The organism is Streptomyces sp. NPDC001663 (assembly GCF_042893105.1).
In the GTDB taxonomy this organism is placed as follows: domain Bacteria; phylum Actinomycetota; class Actinomycetes; order Streptomycetales; family Streptomycetaceae; genus Streptomyces.
In genome coordinates, this window is record NZ_JBIAUR010000002.1 from 164,523 (window position 1) to 180,968 (window position 16,446).

Below are 16,446 nucleotides of genomic sequence, written 5' to 3' on the forward strand. Positions count from 1 at the left end.
ACCCACCAACTTCCTCTTCTCGGCAGGAGTTCAGTCATGCCCGAAAGCGATCCCTGGGAGTACTCCCTCTACATCCCCAACGACCCCCGCGCCGTCACCGTCAGCCGCCGCACCCTCCGCCTCATCCTGACCATGCACGGCCTTATCCGCCTGGTCGACACCGCCGAGCTGTTGGCGACGGAGCTGGTCTCCAATGCTGTACGCCATACCAAGGGGCCCGCTGCCCTGCGCGTGCGCTGGTCGGCCGGCGTGCTGCGGATCGGGGCGTGGGATGCGAGTCCTGAACCGCCGGAGCCGCCGGGGCAGTTGGAGCGGCTTGCCGATGTTGCGGAGGCCGGGCGCGGTCTCGCCCTGGTCCGCGAATGCGCCGACCTGTGGGGCTGGCAGCCGCTGACCAGACACGGCAACCGGGGCAAGTACGTGTGGTGTGACCTCGTTGCGGCGTAGTGCGTGGATCACGTCGTATCGAGAGGAGAGCTGATGGTCACCTCATCGCGCGACGACCGCGGCGCAACCGAACAGCCAAGGTCCATCCGGCTGGGATTCGCTCACCGTACGGCCGCTCGTGATCGGTCCGGAGAATGTGCCGTTCGTCGTTGACGAGGGGGACGCCGCACGGGGCAACGCCAGTCAACTGCTTTCTTCGGGATGAGGTCACCGAGAAGGTCCGCGAACAGGGTGGGCGTGGACCCGGCGTGGGTTTCTCCGGGTCCACACGCTGTCCTACTTCGAGTCCGTCATGCGGTACTCGTACGCGATCACCGAGGGCTTGCCGGACTTCGGCAGGGTGGCAAGGGCCATGCCCTGGAAGACGTCGGTGATGACGACCCGCTTGGCGGGGTTGTAGACGGCCTCCTCGTCGTCCGGGGTGATCTGGAAGCTGCTCATGTACTGCGGCTTGAGCATCTGTTCCGCGGTGTGCGCGGTCGGGATGACCGCGAGTACGCCGCCATCGGCCAGTCGCAGCGCGTACGTCCTCCCGTACGCCGGGTCCTTGGCGAAGAACTTCTTGGTCGCCCACTTGGCCAATTTGCCCGTGGTGCGGTCCTTGTAGATCTTCAGGGCGTCCTTGGCCGGATCCGTGGTGTGGGAGATCGCGGCGCCGGCCTTCTTTCCGCCGGTCTCGTACAGGTCCTCGAAGGCCGGGCTGACGTCGTCCGCGGCCAGCGTGCCGACGCGGGCCGAGGGGGCTACGGCGGTGGCGAGACCGTGGTTGCTGGTGTCGATGGTCGGAATAGGCGCGTCGGAGTAGACCGCCGACATCAGCTTCCAGCTGCTGCCCTCCTTGTCGAAGACCAACACAGCCGGAGTCTTAGAGCCGCTGGCGGTGGCCTTGACCGCGAACCAGTCCTCGTCGGCCGGGATGTAGTACTCCCGATCCTGGTAGGAGAACGGCTTCTCGTAGTCGCTCTGGTCCGCCTTCGTCCACGTCGCGAAAGTCGCGTAGTCACCCTTGCTCTGCTCGTGAACCTGTCCGCTCTCGACCGTGCCGAGCAACTTGGCGTTCCGCGTCGCGTTCGCCTTGTTGTTGACGGCCACGTAGGTGTCGACGATCTTCGCCGCCTGCGCGCGCGTCACCGCGCCCTTGGGGGTCGGGCTCGCCGAGGCACCCGGGTCGGCCGCGTCCCCCGCGCCGCCGCCGCATCCGGTGAGGGTGGCCGCTGAAGTCACGCCGAGGGCGACGAGGGTGATGACGCTCCTGCGGGCGGCGCGGACGCGGGCGCGAGTGGGGGTGAGGGCGGGGCGGGGCATGGCGGAGGTTCGCTCCTTGAGAGAGGCGTGAAGTGGGGGGCCCTGTTTCAGGCAGTCGGTCGTACCCGGTCTCGTCGCCTCAGCGGTTGACGGACTGGATCTCCTGGACGTTCATGTCCTGGGTGGTCTCGAAGGTGCCGTCGGGGAGGTCGCCGTTCGCGCCGCCCGTGCCTTCCCATGAGATCTGCCAGGTGATGCTGGCCTTGAGGTGGTACGGCGTGCCGTTCGTGGAGCGGAGGTACCTGATGCCGCACGGCGGGGTCTTGCCGGCGTCGCCCTTCTCGTACGGCGTGCCGATCGAACCGTCGTCGTTGATGGTGCAGTCGCCCGAGGAAGGGAAGGTTGTCGCGTCCTCCGTGCCCGGGTCCAGGTGGAGGGCGACCGGCTTGGCGGTCGTCACGGCGTAGAGGTTGGTGCGGGGGAGTTCGGCACGGACCTTGATCTCGCGGAAGGTGCCCTTGTCCAGCCAGACCCAAGTGGGCACGTTCACCGTGGACTTGGTGGCGGGCTTGAGCTCGATCTCGGTGTCGGGGACCTGCACCTTGTTGTAGGCGTACTCGGCGAGCATCTTCGGCGTGGGGGCGTGGGCCACCTTCGGCACGACGTTGGCGTTCTGCCAGAACATGATCTTGCCGCAGTTCCAGGACTCCGGATCGCTGTCGTCAGGGGCGACGCTGCGCCAGAAGTAGCCGTTCTTGCCGATGTTGTAGTTCTTGTAGCCCTCGGCGGTACTCGACTCGTCGTCGAAGTTGGTGTCCGGCTTGCCGTCCTGGTAGTGGTCCGTCCACAGTCCCTTGCCGTACCAGGACTCGTGGATACCCACGTCTCCGTTGCCGTCGGTCCGGTCCACGAAGTCCTTCAGCTCCTGGCCGGTGAAGACGGGCTCGTACCAGCAGGCCGGTGGCTTCCAGTTGACGTCCACGGAGGAGAGGTTGCCGCGCTTGCCCCCGGTGGGGCCGCTCACCTGGCGGACCTTGATCTGGGAGTAAGTGGCGGAGGCGTAGATGTCCTTGCCTTTTTTGCCGCCGGAGGCAGGTGGTGTGCCGACACCCGGGGTGTCATTCGCGTAGGCGATACCGCTGCTGATCAACACCAGGGCGCCCGCGGCAGCCGAAGCCAGGCGGCGGGCGTGCGCAGACGTCCTCACTTCTGGCACTCCTTCGCCCTCTCCTTGACCTCCACAACCGAGGCCTTCCAGGCCTTGGAGGAGCCGGCCGGCGGATACATGAGCAGCTGGTATTTCACGTAACTGTCGGCGTTCTCCTCGGTGTAGAGGATCTTGCCGCTCTTGATCTCCTTGCTGAAGGACTTGCCCTGGTTCCGGCAGAAGGTGACGAGTTCGCGCTTGCCGCTGCTCAGCGTGGTGACGTTCGCGTCGTAGTACTTGTCCGTCCCCGTTACGGTCCAGTGACCCTTCACCCAGGCTTGGATCTGCGACTTCGCGTACTGCGCAGCCTGGCCGTTCGAGTAGTACTGGTATGCAGGGTCGTTCGGATCCTGCTTGGAGATGCCGTGTTTCAGGGCCCGGATGTAGTTCTCCGCGTCGGAAAGCGCCGACGCCTGCTTGGCATCGGACGGCACGTCGAAGTCGAAGACGAGGTGGAAGTCGCTGGGGACGCTGACGTCGGGAGCGTCGGCGGCAGCCGCCGAAGCCGAGGCCGACGGACTCCCGGACCCGGTGTCCGCCCCCTTGATGTCATCCGAAGACGACTTGTCACCCCCACACCCGGTGAGCAATAGCGCCGCCGCGACAGTGAACGCGGCAGCAGTGGTCGTCAGAGCGCGGCGGGCCACGTTGGATCTCCCCCGGAGGTCGGCTGTGTGCAACGGGGAACGAAGCTATCAGGGGTGAGTAAGAGGCCCTGGAGTGGCCGTGGGGGATTGTGTGGGGGATGTGAGGAGTGCGGCGCGGTGCGCGGGGAGGGCGTGGAATCTGGGCGGTGGGCCGTCATGGCGGCGGTGGTGCAACTCGGGCCTAGCGGGCGGAAGGTGAGATATCCGGTGAACCGCGAGGTCTCAGTCCCGTATCCGTCCTGCCACGGCCTTCGACGCCTTTCGACGTCGCAAATCAGAGTTCATAAGATCTCTGTAGGCTCAGTACATCTCTCGCTACGTCTCTCGCCCCTCGCCCCCACCACTCACTCACCCGCCCCACCACACACAACCCAGGACACCCGCCATGCCGCGACGCCGCACCTCAAGCTCGTCAAGCTCGACGGGCAGGCCAACAGGCAGCTCGACGGGCAACTCGGCGGGCGGCTCGGCCGCCCCGAGGAACCGGACGCCCCAACCCGTCCGCATCCGGCGGCGCAGTTTCGGGGACTTCGTCAAGGCGTTCTTCGCCTTTGTCGCCCTTCTTGTCCTGGTCGTCGGGGTGCCCGGTGCGCTCGCCGTCACCATCGGGTGGCCACTGCCCAGTGGGGCGCCCAGTCTTGACTGGTTGCAGCGAGAGATCACCGTCACGACGTTCCTGCACATCCTGACCGTCGTCGTCTGGCTGGCCTGGGCGCAGTTCACCGCCTGTGTGCTGGTGGAGGTGAAGGCCGCGCTGTCCGGGGTCGGTGTTCCCGGGCGAGTGCCCGGCGCCGGGCCCAGTCAGATTCTTGCCCGGCAGCTCGTCGCCGCGCTGCTGCTCGTCGGTGCCACCGCCGCCAGCCTCACCCCGGGGCTGTCGAACCTCGGGCACAGCCTGGAGGGGAACCAGAAGCCGACCGTCGCCGCGGCCCAGGCGACCCCGGGGCTCTTCGCTCAGCAGCAGGAACAGGCCGCCAGCACCGCCGCCGCCCTCGCCGAGCAGGCCTCCCACGCGGCCGCGCACGCCGATGTCGGCAGCAACGCCAAGCAGCACGGCGACACGAAGTACTACCGGATCCAGCCGCCCGAGGGGCGTCATCACGACTCTCTCTGGGAGATCGCCCAGCGGCATCTCGGTGACGGGCGCCGGTACAAGGAGATCTACGAGCTCAACAAGGACCGGGTCCAGCCGGACGGTTCCAGGCTGTCCGAGGCCAGTCTGATCCGGCCCGGCTGGATCATGGAGATGCCCGGCGACGCGCACGGCGGCGACCTCGTCGAGGCGCCCGACGCCTCCGCCCACGCCTCCTCGCAGGCCCAGCAGCAGGTCCACGACTACGCCAAGTCCGGCGATCACGCCCAGGGCAGCCACGCCCAGGGCGGCGGTCACCACGCCCAGCAGGTCTCCCTGCCCGAACAGCGGCCCGCCTCCGACGGCGGTCAGCAGCACACCACCCCCGCTGCCTCCGCCACCTCCGAGTCCGGCAGCGCCTTCGGCCTGCCGCAGGCCCTCGTCGGCGCCCCCCTTCTCGCCGCCGGCCTCCTCGGCGCCCTCGGCCGGCGCCGCCGGCAGGCGCTGTGGCAGTCGGCGCTCGGTGCCGTCGGCGGGCGCCGCGGCATGGAACCGCCCACGCCGACCGGGGACGCCGCCGACGCGCAGGACGCCCTTCTCGTCGGCGCCGACCCCGAAGGCGTACGACTGCTGGACCGCTCGCTGAGGGGACTTGCCGCTCAGCTCGCCGGCGAGTCGCGCGCCCTGCCCACCGTCTACGCGGCCTGGCTCACCAACGGCGATCTGCACCTCCAGCTCGCCCAGCCCGCCGGAAAGCCCCCGGCGCCCTGGCAGCTCGGGCAGGACCAGACCTTCTGGATGCTCGCCCGCACGGACGCCGAGCGGTACGACGACGTCGACACCGCCGCTCCCTACCCGGGTCTCGTCAGCCTCGGCACGATGGACGACTCGCGGCTGCTGCTCAACCTGGAGTCGGTGCCCGGCATCGTCTCGCTGAGCGGCCGTGAGGCGGACCGGGCCGCCGTGTTCGCGTCCGTCGCCGCCGAACTCGCCACCAACGGCTGGTCGGACCGCATGACCATCACGCTCGTCGGGTTCGGCGAGGACCTCACCCCGCTCGCACCCAACCGGCTCCGCCACCTCGACGGCATCGACGACCTCATCGAGACCATGGAGGCCGAGACGCGGCAGCGCAGGGGGGCTCTCGGAGCCGCCGGGCACGATTCCGTCCTCACCGGTCGTACGGGGCCTGCCCAGCACACCCGTTGGGCCCCGCACCTCGTCCTCCTCGCCGCCCAGCCCTCCGCCGAGGACGCCGTGAAGCTCGCCGAACTCGCCGCCGACGCAAGCCGGTTGGGAATCGGCTACCTCGTCGGCACCGAGACGGGCGATCTGCCCGGCGCGGCCTGGGAGATGGAGGTCACCAGCCAGGGCAAGCTGCTCGCCCCGCTCCTCGGCCTCGAACTCGACGCCCAGCTCCTGCCGTTGGCCACCCAGCGCGCCGTCGTCGAGCTGTTCGTCGAGGCCGACCCGGACCGCGAGCCCGACGGGCCCACGCCCGCCCCGCCGTTCCTCGTCGACGTCAGCGAGCAGGGGCGGCCCGCGGTGTACGCGCGCCTCGTCGGGCCGTACGAGATCATCGGGCTCGAGACGCCGGACGGGGAGCGCAGCGCGCTGCTGCACGAGGCGCTCGCGCTGCTGCTTCTGCACCGCGAGGGTGTCCACCCGCGCGTGCTCGCATCCGCCCTGTGGCCGCGGGGAGTCACCGACGACGTGCGGGACGCGCTGCTGGAGCGGCTGCGGGTCTGGCTCGGTGCCGACCCGGACGGCAGCCCCCGGCTCACCGCCGACTCCACCGGACGGCTCGTGCTCGCCAAGTCCGTCGTGTCCGACCTGGACGTGCTGCGGTCGCTGTACCACGAGGCCACGCAGGGCAGGGGTGTCGACAGCCGTGCCGTGCGCGGGCGGTTGCTGACGGACGCGCTGGTGCTGGTGCGCGGCCCGCTGCTCGCCGACCGGCCCGAGGGGCGCTACCGCTGGCTCACCCACGAGATCATCGACGCCCAACTCCCGCTGCTCGTCGCGGACATCGGGCTCGCGCTGTCCGCGTTCCACCTGGAGAAGAACCGCGCGGAGAAGGCCATCGAGGCCCTGAGCGCCGCCCTCAACTCCGCGCCCGGCGACGAGCGGCTGTGGCACGAGCTGCTGCGCGCCACCCACGCCACCGGTGACACCGGCCGCCTCCAGACCCTCGCCGCCGACCTGGTGGGCCGCAGCGGTGCGCGCGGGCTGCCGCCGCGCACCGAGGCGCTCCTCGACGAGCTGCTGCCCTCGTGGCGCAGCGGCGCCGTCGCGGCCGGATGAGCACCGGGGGATGAGTACCGGGTTGCTGATCGCCGTCGCCGCCCTGTGGGGTGCGGCGACGGGGATGCTGCTGCCGAGGGCCGCCTACCGGTTCTCGGCGCCGTCGGGGGAGGCATGGCGGGAGCTGTGCCCGGGGGAGCATTCCATCAGCGGATGGATCGGGCGGGCCCGGTGCCCGCAGTGCGCGGGCGCCGTCTCGGCGGATGGCGCCGACACCGCCGTACCGAAGAGTCCGTACGGCCCGGCCACCCTCCCTCTCGCGACCAGCACCGCCCTCGTCTGTGCCGCGCTCGCCGCCGCCACCGGCACCCGGCCCGAACTCCTCGTCTGGTTGTTGCTCGCGCCCGTCGGGGTACTGCTGGCCGTCGTCGACTTCCGGGTGCAGCGGCTGCCCGATGTGCTGACGCTGCCGCTCGCGGGGGCCGCGCTCGTGCTGCTCGGGCTCACCGCGCTCGTGCCGGAGCACGCGGGTGACTGGCCGACCGCGCTGTACGGCGCCCTCGTGCTCGGTGCCGCCTTCTTCGTGCTGTTCCTGATCAACCCCGGCGGCATGGGCTTCGGCGACGTCAAGCTGGCGCTGGGTCTTGGCGCCGTCCTCGGGTGGTACGGCTGGCCGACGGTCATGCTGGGCACCTTCGCCGCGTTCCTGCTCGGGGCGCTGTACGGCGGCGCGCTCGTCGTCGTGCGGCGGGCCGGGCGCAAGACGGCCATCGCGTTCGGGCCGTTCCTGATCAGCGGAGCCTTCGTCGGGCTGCTGATCGGCGCCTACGCGGCCTGACGTCGGCCGGGCGGAACGCCTGGCGTAGGCTGGCTGAGTCCGTCCACAACCCTTGACGAAAGGGACGCCCCGGTGACCGAGAACGCCGACCTCCAGTCCGTCCTCGACCGTGCCGCCGCCGGTGGGCGGATCACCCCCGAAGAAGCGCTCGTCCTCTACCGCGACGCCCCGCTGCACGCGCTGGGCGCAGCTGCCGACGCCGTACGCCGTCGTAAGTACGCCGGCACCGAGCACATCGCGACGTACATCATCGAGCGCAACATCAACTACACGAACGTGTGCGTCACGGCGTGCAAGTTCTGCGCCTTCTACGCCGCCCCCAAGGACACCGCCAAGGGCTGGACGCGGGACTTGGACGACATCCTGCGGCGGTGCGCCGAGACCGTCGAGCTCGGCGGTACGCAGATCATGTTCCAGGGCGGGCACCACCCGGACTACGGCGTCGAGTACTACGAGAAGCACTTCGCCGCCATCAAGCAGGCCTTCCCGCAGCTCGTCATCCACAGCCTGGGGGCGAGCGAGGTCGAGCACATGGCGCGGATCTCGAAGGTCTCCGTCGAGGAGGCGATCCAGCGCATCCACGCCGCCGGGCTCGACTCCTTCGCGGGCGCGGGTGCGGAACTGCTGCCCGAACGCCCCCGCAAGGCCATCGCGCCCCTCAAGGAGAGCGGTGAGCGCTGGCTGGAGATCATGGAGACCGCGCACCGGCTGGGCGTCGAGTCCACCTCCACCATGCTCATGGGTACGGGCGAGACCAACGCCGAGCGCATCGAGCACCTGCGGATGATCCGTGACGTACAGGACCGGACGGGCGGCTTCCGGGCCTTCATCCCGTACACCTACCAGCCCGAGAACAACCACCTGAAGGGCCGCACGCAGGCCACGCTCTTCGAGTACCTGCGGATGATCGCCATCGCCCGGCTGTTCATGGACAACGTCCAGCACATCCAGGGCTCCTGGCTGACCACCGGCAAGGAGGTCGGCCAGCTGTCGCTGCACTACGGCGCCGACGACCTCGGCTCGATCATGCTCGAGGAGAACGTCGTCTCCTCCGCCGGCGCCAAGCACCGCTCCAACCGGCTCGAGATCATCGACCTGATCCGCAAGGCGGGGCGCGTCCCGGCCCAGCGGACGACGACGTACGAGCACATCGTCGTCCACGACGACCCGGCGAACGACCCCGTCGACGAGCGGGTCATGTCGCACATCTCGTCCACGGCGATCGCGGGCGGCACGGCACATCCCGAGCTGAAGCTGCTCGCCTCCAACTGACCGCGCCGTGCTGACGATTCACGCGGCCGACGAGGTCCGGTGCACCTGGGACGACCCGGCGCCGATCAAGGACGGTGCCGTTGCTGTCGAGGGGACGCGTGTTGCCGCGGTGGGCCCGCTCGCGGAGGTGCGGGAGCGGTTTCCCGGTGCACGGGTGCGCAGTTGGCCCGGTGTGCTGGGACCCGCCCGGCTTCACGACGGCCCGCTCCCGGAGGCTCCGTCCCCGCGCGAACGCATCCACGCCGTGCTGAAGTCGGGCGCGGTGGCGGTCCTGGAGCAGTACGTCGACACGCCTGAACTCCGCGCCGCAGCAGAGCGGAACGACGTGGTGGTCCTCCCGAGCTTCCTGCCGACGGCGATCAGGGAGACGGGCCGCGCCGACCTCGCCGTATTCGATGAGACGAGCGCCTGCATCGCGACGGTGTGCGCCGGGCGCCTGGTACACAGACGGCGGTAAAGGTCAGCCCGCGAACGCCTCCCCGAACGCCCCCGAACTCTGCGAAACACCACTGCAGTTGGTCGCCGCATCGTCAGACGCAGAGTCGTCGTCCTCGCACTGCTGATCCCGGAACGTCGACCACATCGACACCCAGGCGATCTCCTTCTCCTCGGAGAACTTCCGCACCTGCGCCGCATCCGACAGCGTGAACGTCTCGTTGTCGACGTCATTCACGCCGATCATCGAGGTCAGGGCCATGCCCTGCCACGCGCCCGCGTCGGACAGGCCGAAGACCTTCTTCAACTGGGTGTGGGCGGCCCTGGCCGAGGTGAGGGCGTAGTCGCCCATGTCGTCGTCGTACGACTCGCCGTAGTTCATGGTCATGAGGTCGACCGTGGAGACCTGCACGTCGTACTTGTTGGCCGACTCCAGCAGCGCCAGGCTGTCGGAGTCGAGGCCGGAGGGCATGACGGGCAGCGTGAAGGTCACCTCGAGGTCGCTGCGCTCCTTCTGCAGCAGAGCGATCGCCTCGGAGCGCAGGGCCACCGAGTCGGAGTCGGTCAGCTCGTCGCCCTCGATGTCGAAGTCGGCCTGGGCGGAACCGGCCGCGTCCAGCGCCTTCCCGTACGCCGCCGCCAGCTCGGTCGCGCTGTCGCAGGTCGCCGCCAGCTCCTTGCCGGAGGCCCCGCCGAACGAGACGCGGACCGTGGCGCCGTCCTCCTTGAGCTGCGAAATCCGGGACTTCACCGCCGAGTCGGAGAGCGCCTTCTCGTCGTTCCAGGTCGGCGTGCAGTCGCTGCCGTCGGCGATCACGAAGGCCAGGTTGTACGTCGTCGGGGAGCCGGCGGAGTCGTTGTCGGAGGCCTCGGTCGCGCTGACGTAGGGGGCGTACGAGGTGGTCGACCCGGCCTCCTCGGAGGGGGAGGAGCTCGACCGTTTCGGCGGCTTCGGCGCCGCGTCCGTGGTGCTGTCGGAGCTTGTGGAGCACCCCGCCGTGGCCAGGGCAAACAGACAGGTGAACCCGGCCGCCGGCTTCAGGAAACCCCGCATGGAACATGCACCCGCTCTCGTGTTTCTTTCGTGATTTCTGTCTCAGGCTTGAAACAAAGTCCCATTCAAAAGGAAAACGTCTCACACGAAGCCGCTGTTCATGAAAACGACCAACACACAGGAAACCCATGGGAGACATGGTGAGAACCGGGTTTATCGGACCGCTCAAACGGGACGTTCGACTCTTTCCTCCCTGCCTGGAGCTGCGCAGGTGTTCAGGGAATTTCATAGGTAAGAGACAGGTTAAGACGTTTCTCATATGCGCCTCACAAGAAGGCTGCTTTCGATCACATAAAGACTGCCTAATGTCCGGGGAATGCATTCCGAGCCTGCCATCGAAAACCGGGCGACCGACCGCGGTCGCCGCCGCAAACGCGGCAACGGCTCCGTCGAGGGGCCCGTGTTCGTCGACAACTCCGGCCGCCGCTCCAAGCTGCTGCGCCGCATCGGCCTCCTCGTCGGCGTCCTCTGCCTCGGCTACGCCGTCATCCTCGGCCTGGCCTTCATGGGCATCGGCACATCGGTCACCCCGTCCTCGCTGCTGCCCTTCGGCGGCGGCCGGTCGGGCCCCGGCAACGGCAACGCCCCCGGCGGCGAGAGGCCGCAGGGCGGCATCGGCAACCAGGTCGGCCGGCCCAGCGGCGCCCCCTCCGCGCTGCCCTCGGGCACCCCCACCCCGTCCTCGTCCGCGTCCGCCGCGGCCGCCAACTGACCGGAACGCAGACCGACATGACCACGACGACGTCCCAACGGGGCCGACGGCGGGCCCCCTCCCGTATCGAGCGGGCGGCGGGCAAGGCCGCGGCGTTGCAGAAACCGCGCGTCATCCTCGCCCTGCTGCTCCTGCTCGCGCTGACCAGCATCATGCTGCTGGACGGCTATCTGCGCGCGGAGGTCGGCGGCGACCAGAGGGTGCGCGACGGGGCCAGCTCCAGCAAGGTGCCCGACAAGATCCTCAACGGTGGTCCGATCCTGACCTTCCGGGGCGGGCAGGCCCAGACCATCTCGGTGCCGAACAAGACCATCGCCCTCACCTTCGACGACGGCCCGAACCCCACCTGGACCCCGCAGGTCCTCAAGATCCTGCAGAAGTACGACGTGCCCGGCACGTTCTTCCTGGTCGGCTCGATGGTCTCGCGCTACCCGAGCATCGTGAAGAACATGGTCGAGCAGGGCAACGAGGTGGGCATCCACACCTTCACGCACGTCGACCTGTCGTACCAGAGCGATGCCCGGATCACGCGCGAGATGACACAGACCCAGCTCGCGCTCGCGGGCGCGGCCGGCATCACGACCACGCTGTTCCGGGCCCCGTACTCCTCGGAGACGGACGCGATCGACAACTACAGCTGGCCCGTCTACAAGACGCTCGGCAAGGACGGCTACACCAGCGTCTTCGTCGACACCGACAGCGACGACTGGAAGAAGCCGGGCGTCTCGAAGATCGTCAGCTGGGCCACGCCGAAGAAGAACAAGGGCGCGTCGGTCCTCTTCCACGACGCGGGCGGCGAGCGCTCGCAGACGATCAAGGCGCTGCCCAAGTACATCGAGAAGATGCGGGCGAAGGGCTATACCTTCACCACCATCAGCGGCGTCATCGAGAAGGAGAACGCGAGCAGCCGGCAGTCGTCGGGTCAGCAGACCGGTGCCCCTGCGGGAACCGGAGCCGCGGGTGCCACGGGAGAGCAGCCGGGCGGCGTCCCCAACGGGCAGAGCACGCCGGGTGGTTCGGCGAGCGGCAGCGGTTCTGCGAACGGCAACGGTTCGGCGCGCGGCAACCTCCAGGCCGCCCACCGCACGGCGACCGGCACGACCCTGTACGAGGGCAAGGCGCTCGTCGCGGCCGTCGCCGTCGCCGAATGGGCCGTACCCGTGCTGTCGGTGGGCCTGATCGTCGTGGGCGTCGCCGTCATGGGGCGGTTCGGGATGATGCTGATCCTCGCCCGAAGGCACTACAGACAGCGCAACAAACGCCGGTTCAGCTGGGGACCACCGGTCACCACCCCGGTGAGCGTGATCGTCCCGGCGTACAACGAGAAGGAATGCATCGCCAACACCCTCAAGTCGCTGGCGCAGAGCACCCATCCGATCGAGATCATCGTGGTCGACGACGGCTCGACGGACAACACGTCCGAGATCGCGCGCAGCGCCGCCTACGAACTCGGCATGAACAACGTCCGCGTCATCCGCCAGGAGAACGCGGGCAAGCCGGCCGCCCTCAACAACGGTGTGCGCAGCGCCAGTTACGACATCGTCGTGATGATGGACGGCGACACCGTCTTCGAGGCGGACACCGTACGGCAGCTGGTGCAGCCCTTCGCCGGCCCCGAGGTCGGCGCGGTCGCCGGCAACGCCAAGGTCGGCAACCGGAACACGATGATCGGCGCCTGGCAGCACATCGAGTACGTGATGGGCTTCAACCTCGACCGCCGGATGTACGACCTGCTGCGCTGCATGCCCACCATCCCGGGCGCGATCGGCGCGTTCCGCCGCGACGCCGTGCTCCAGGTCGGCGGCATGAGCGAGGACACCCTCGCCGAGGACACCGACATCACCATCGCCATGCACCGCGCGGGCTGGCGGGTCGTCTACCAGGAGCACGCCAAGGCCTGGACGGAGGCGCCGGGTTCGCTCAAGCAGCTGTGGTCCCAGCGCTACCGGTGGTCGTACGGCACCATGCAGGCCCTCTGGAAGCACCGCAAGTCCCTTACGGACAAGGGTCCTTCGGGCCGCTTCGGCCGCGTGGGCATGCCGCTGGTCGTCATCTTCCAGATCGTCACGCCGGTCTTCGCGCCGCTCATCGACGTGTTCACCGCGTACTCGATGATCTTCGTCGACTTCACGGCGGCGCTGCTGGCGTGGCTTGCGGTGCTGGGAGTGCAGCTGCTGTGCGCGGCGTACTCCTTCCGCCTGGACCGGGAGAAGTACCGGTATCTGCTGATGATGCCGCTGCAGCAACTGGCCTACCGCCAGATGATGTACCTCGTCCTCATCCACTCCTGCATCACGGCCCTCACGGGCGGTCGCCTGCGCTGGCAGAAGCTGAAGCGGACCGGTGAGGTCGGGACGCCGGCGGGGGTGAGCTGAGATGGGTTCGCATCGCAAGGGTTCCGGTCGAGCGGCTGAACTGCTGGTGGACACAGCCCAGTTGCCGCAGGTGGACTCCCCGCCCCGGCTCAGGGTTGCTGCCGGTCGCGACCGCTACTTCGACACCCTCCGAGCCGTCGCCCTCGTCCGCGTCGTCACGTACCACACCTTCGGCTGGGCCTGGGCCGGCATGGTCTTCCCCTCCATGGGCGTCATGTTCGGCCTCGCCGGCACGCTCATGGCGAAGTCCCTGGAGCGCCCCGCACCCAAGGTGCTGAAGAGCCGCCTGCGCCGCCTCCTGCCCCCGTTCTGGTTCTGGGGCGTCTTCGTGGTCCTCGCGATGCTGATCCACGACTGGATGCCGGGCTGGCAGATCGTCTACTGGGTCGTGCCGCTCGGCGACCCACCGGGCAACGCATGGGGCGAGCAGGCCTGGGAGATCCTCTGGTACCTGCGCACCTACCTGTGGTTCGTCCTGCTGTCCCCGCTCCTGCTACGGGTGTTCCGGCTTGCCCCGATCCCCGTACTGGTCCTGTCCCTGGCACCGATCCTCGTCCTGAACTCCGTGTGGTCGGGCCCGGACAACCGCTTCGGCAGCGCCCTGTGGGACCTGTCGACGTACCTCTTCTGCTGGATCCTCGGCTTCGCGCACCGCGACGGTGTGCTCCAGCGGATGAAGCCGGCCCTGGTCGTCGTCCTCTCGTTCGCCGCGACGGGGTACGGCGGCTGGTACGCCTTCTCGCACCAGGCCGACTTCGGGACGTACGACCTCGACGAGAACCCGCTCGCCCAGGCCTTCTGGTCGGCCGGTTTCGTGATGCTGCTGATGTGGGCGAAGGCGTACTTCCGGATCGACCTCGCCTGGCTCACCCGCTTCCGGCGCACCGACCGGCTGGTCACGATCTTCAACGCGCGTGCCGTGACGATCTACCTCTGGCACGAGATCGCGCTGATCCTGGCCGTCCCGCTGATCGACCGTTTCTGGGACGTGCCCGCGTTCGAGAAGTACCTGCCGCTGGACAGCCAGTGGTTCATGTTCGGCATCGGCTGGGTCCTGATCGCGGTGTTCGTCCTGTTGTGCGGCTGGGTGGAGGACGTCGCGGCGAAGAAGAAGCCGAAGCTCCTCCCCTGAGCGGTCGGCAGCGGCCGTACTGCAAGAATGGCCGGGTGACCCGCGCTTCCCTGAACAAGCAGCCGCACGAAGTCGCCTCGATGTTCGACGACGTGGCGGAACGGTACGACCTGACGAACGACGTGCTGTCGCTCGGCCAGGACCGGGTGTGGCGCAAGGAGGTGGCCCGGGCGGTCGACGCCCGGCCCGCGCAGAAGATCCTGGACCTGGCCGCCGGCACGGCGACCTCGTCGCTGCCGTTCGCGCGCTCGGGCGCGTACGTCGTCCCCTGCGACTTCTCGCTCGGCATGCTCCAGGTCGGCAAGAAGAAGCACCCCTGGCTGCCGCTGACCGCCGGGGACGCGACGAAGCTGCCGTTCAAGGACGACACCTTCGACGCCGTCACGATCTCCTTCGGGCTGCGCAACGTGCAGGACTTCGACACGGCCCTGCGCGAGATGCACCGGGTGACCAGGCCCGGCGGCCGGGTGGTGATCTGCGAGTTCTCGCACCCGACCTGGGCGCCCTTCCGCACGGTCTACACCGAGTACCTGATGCGCGCCCTGCCGCCCGTCGCCCGCGCGGTCTCCTCCAACCCGGAGGCCTATGTCTATCTCGCCGAGTCCATCCGCGCCTGGCCCGACCAGCCCGCGCTGGCCGAGCACCTGCAGAAGGCCGGCTGGTCGAAGGTCGCGTGGCGCAACCTCACGGGCGGGGTCGTGACCCTGCACCGCGGGTTCAAGAAGGCCTGAGCCTCGGGTTCAAGAGGGCCTGAGCCGCTGCGTCACATCGCGCACCGGGTCACCTCGAACTCGTCTCCAGGCTCGTCGATCTCGCGCTGCAGCCCGCCTCCCGACGGCCTGGGGAGGCGCGGCTCCCGAACGCCTCCGCCGCCCTCTCCCTCGCCGAAGTCGAACCACACGTAGATCACGGAGTCCCGCGGCACCTCGGCATTGGGCTGCGGGTACTGCCGTACGACGTACTCGACCACGGTCTGGTGGAAGTCGGGCCGGTCCGGAGCGTTGACGAACAGGCCACTCGCCTCGGCCGTCTTGCGCGCGTCCATGGCCATCAGGCCGACCAGCCGTGGCACACGCACTTCGGGTGTTTTGGGTGTTATGCGCACAGATGTCACCCCCAGCGGTACTGGAAGGGTAACCGCCCGGGGCCGCCGTCCGGAAGCGTCAAGTGTCTTTCTGTAGCAGTCGTTTACTCTGCGTGACCGCCGTGCAGATCGAGCCGGAAACAGAGCGCGTCCTCTTCGAACCGCGGGTGCGGGAAGGTCTGCGCCAGCTCCATGCCGAGGCGCCGGGTGACCGCGACGGACCGCTCGTTCCCGGGCCTGACCATCGCCACGACGCCGCGGACGCCCGCCGCCCGGAGCCGTTCCAGCGTCATCTGCGCGGCGGCGATGGCGTACCCCTTGCCCCAGAACTCCCGCCCGAGCCGCCAGCCGATCTCGATCTCGCCGGTGGGGCCCCACTCCTGCGGCCATGGCTGGGCGCCCGTGAAGCCGATGACCCGCCCGGTCTCGTCGACCATGGTCCACAGGCAGAAGCCGAGCTCCGCGTCGTGCCGGCGCTGGCGGGCGGTGAGCTCCTCGTAGACGGAGAGCTCGGCGGACTTGCCGCCGTGGAACTCCATGACGTCCGGGTCGTCGAAGATCCGGTGCCAGGCGACGGCGTCCTCGTCGGTGGGGACGCGCAGCCGTACTACGGGGAGACCTCGGTTCACTGGGCAGCCCTTCAGCCGGGTGATCAATTCTGCTGAATAGACTGCCTGTGTCC

15 protein-coding genes are annotated in these 16,446 nt (G+C 68.9%); 9 read left to right on the forward strand and 6 right to left on the reverse strand.

The window, feature by feature from the left end:
* The first annotated feature begins 36 nt into the window (after positions 1 to 36).
* Entirely contained in the window at positions 37 to 447 is a 411-nt protein-coding gene (locus ACFY1L_RS07050) for an ATP-binding protein (protein WP_388819451.1), read from the forward strand.
* Between the two features lie 276 nt (positions 448 to 723).
* Here ACFY1L_RS07050 and ACFY1L_RS07055 read toward each other — a convergent pair whose 3' ends face one another.
* The 3 genes from ACFY1L_RS07055 to ACFY1L_RS07065 form a co-directional block, all read right to left on the reverse strand.
* Entirely contained in the window at positions 724 to 1,752 is a 1,029-nt protein-coding gene (locus ACFY1L_RS07055) for a hypothetical protein (protein WP_388819454.1), read from the reverse strand.
* A 79-nt stretch (positions 1,753 to 1,831) separates the two neighbouring features.
* A complete protein-coding gene (locus ACFY1L_RS07060) occupies positions 1,832 to 2,899 on the reverse strand; it encodes a hypothetical protein (RefSeq protein ID WP_388819457.1) in 1,068 nt (355 codons plus the stop codon).
* A complete protein-coding gene (locus ACFY1L_RS07065; RefSeq protein ID WP_388819460.1) occupies positions 2,896 to 3,546 on the reverse strand; it encodes a hypothetical protein in 651 nt (216 codons plus the stop codon). The genes ACFY1L_RS07060 and ACFY1L_RS07065 overlap by 4 nt, the downstream gene beginning before the upstream one ends.
* A gap of 385 nt (positions 3,547 to 3,931) precedes the next feature.
* Between ACFY1L_RS07065 and ACFY1L_RS07070 the strand changes: the two genes are divergently transcribed.
* The 4 genes from ACFY1L_RS07070 (at position 3,932) to ACFY1L_RS07085 (ending at position 9,429) form a co-directional block, all read left to right on the forward strand.
* Positions 3,932 to 6,922: a BTAD domain-containing putative transcriptional regulator gene (locus ACFY1L_RS07070; protein WP_388819463.1), complete on the forward strand. Its 2,991-nt coding sequence runs from the start codon at positions 3,932 to 3,934 to the stop codon at positions 6,920 to 6,922.
* Positions 6,923 to 6,932: 10 nt separating this feature from the next.
* Positions 6,933 to 7,700, forward strand: coding sequence for a prepilin peptidase (locus ACFY1L_RS07075; RefSeq protein WP_388819466.1), 768 nt, complete (start codon positions 6,933 to 6,935; stop codon positions 7,698 to 7,700).
* A 72-nt stretch (positions 7,701 to 7,772) separates the two neighbouring features.
* Positions 7,773 to 8,972 (forward strand): cyclic dehypoxanthinyl futalosine synthase, encoded by a 1,200-nt coding sequence (mqnC, locus tag ACFY1L_RS07080; protein ID WP_388819468.1) that lies wholly within the window; start codon positions 7,773 to 7,775, stop codon positions 8,970 to 8,972.
* 7 nt (positions 8,973 to 8,979) lie between these two features.
* Positions 8,980 to 9,429, forward strand: a complete 450-nt coding sequence (locus ACFY1L_RS07085) for a hypothetical protein (protein ID WP_388819471.1) — start codon at positions 8,980 to 8,982, stop codon at positions 9,427 to 9,429.
* Between the two features lie 3 nt (positions 9,430 to 9,432).
* Here ACFY1L_RS07085 and ACFY1L_RS07090 read toward each other — a convergent pair whose 3' ends face one another.
* Positions 9,433 to 10,461 (reverse strand): chitinase, encoded by a 1,029-nt coding sequence (locus ACFY1L_RS07090; RefSeq protein WP_388819474.1) that lies wholly within the window; start codon positions 10,459 to 10,461, stop codon positions 9,433 to 9,435.
* A gap of 316 nt (positions 10,462 to 10,777) precedes the next feature.
* On the opposite strand from ACFY1L_RS07090, the gene ACFY1L_RS07095 reads away from it, so the two are divergent.
* Genes ACFY1L_RS07095 through ACFY1L_RS07110 form a run of 4 tightly spaced genes read left to right on the forward strand, consistent with a single transcriptional unit; the run spans position 10,778 to position 15,411 of the window.
* On the forward strand, positions 10,778 to 11,173 hold the full coding sequence (locus tag ACFY1L_RS07095; RefSeq protein WP_388819477.1) for a hypothetical protein: 396 nt from the start codon (positions 10,778 to 10,780) through the stop codon (positions 11,171 to 11,173).
* A 17-nt stretch (positions 11,174 to 11,190) separates the two neighbouring features.
* On the forward strand, positions 11,191 to 13,548 hold the full coding sequence (locus tag ACFY1L_RS07100; RefSeq protein WP_388819480.1) for a bifunctional polysaccharide deacetylase/glycosyltransferase family 2 protein: 2,358 nt from the start codon (positions 11,191 to 11,193) through the stop codon (positions 13,546 to 13,548).
* 1 nt (position 13,549) lies between these two features.
* Entirely contained in the window at positions 13,550 to 14,680 is a 1,131-nt protein-coding gene (locus tag ACFY1L_RS07105; protein ID WP_351330849.1) for an acyltransferase, read from the forward strand.
* A gap of 35 nt (positions 14,681 to 14,715) precedes the next feature.
* On the forward strand, positions 14,716 to 15,411 hold the full coding sequence (locus ACFY1L_RS07110; RefSeq protein ID WP_388819483.1) for a demethylmenaquinone methyltransferase: 696 nt from the start codon (positions 14,716 to 14,718) through the stop codon (positions 15,409 to 15,411).
* Between the two features lie 32 nt (positions 15,412 to 15,443).
* Here the strand turns inward: ACFY1L_RS07110 and ACFY1L_RS07115 are convergent, their stop codons facing one another.
* On the reverse strand, positions 15,444 to 15,758 hold the full coding sequence (locus ACFY1L_RS07115) for a PASTA domain-containing protein (protein WP_388819486.1): 315 nt from the start codon (positions 15,756 to 15,758) through the stop codon (positions 15,444 to 15,446).
* A gap of 110 nt (positions 15,759 to 15,868) precedes the next feature.
* Positions 15,869 to 16,393 (reverse strand): GNAT family N-acetyltransferase, encoded by a 525-nt coding sequence (locus ACFY1L_RS07120; protein ID WP_388819489.1) that lies wholly within the window; start codon positions 16,391 to 16,393, stop codon positions 15,869 to 15,871.
* Positions 16,394 to 16,446 lie beyond the last annotated feature (53 nt).

Coding starts and splice junctions, on each gene's coding strand:
- ACFY1L_RS07050 (WP_388819451.1), top strand. CDS start 37: ATGCCCGAAAGCGATCCCTGGGAGTACTCCCTCTACATCCCCAACGAC.
- ACFY1L_RS07055 (WP_388819454.1), bottom strand. CDS start 1,752: ATGCCCCGCCCCGCCCTCACCCCCACTCGCGCCCGCGTCCGCGCCGCC.
- ACFY1L_RS07070 (WP_388819463.1), top strand. CDS start 3,932: ATGCCGCGACGCCGCACCTCAAGCTCGTCAAGCTCGACGGGCAGGCCA.
- ACFY1L_RS07075 (WP_388819466.1), top strand. CDS start 6,933: ATGAGTACCGGGTTGCTGATCGCCGTCGCCGCCCTGTGGGGTGCGGCG.
- ACFY1L_RS07090 (WP_388819474.1), bottom strand. CDS start 10,461: ATGCGGGGTTTCCTGAAGCCGGCGGCCGGGTTCACCTGTCTGTTTGCC.
- ACFY1L_RS07095 (WP_388819477.1), top strand. CDS start 10,778: ATGCATTCCGAGCCTGCCATCGAAAACCGGGCGACCGACCGCGGTCGC.
- ACFY1L_RS07100 (WP_388819480.1), top strand. CDS start 11,191: ATGACCACGACGACGTCCCAACGGGGCCGACGGCGGGCCCCCTCCCGT.
- ACFY1L_RS07105 (WP_351330849.1), top strand. CDS start 13,550: ATGGGTTCGCATCGCAAGGGTTCCGGTCGAGCGGCTGAACTGCTGGTG.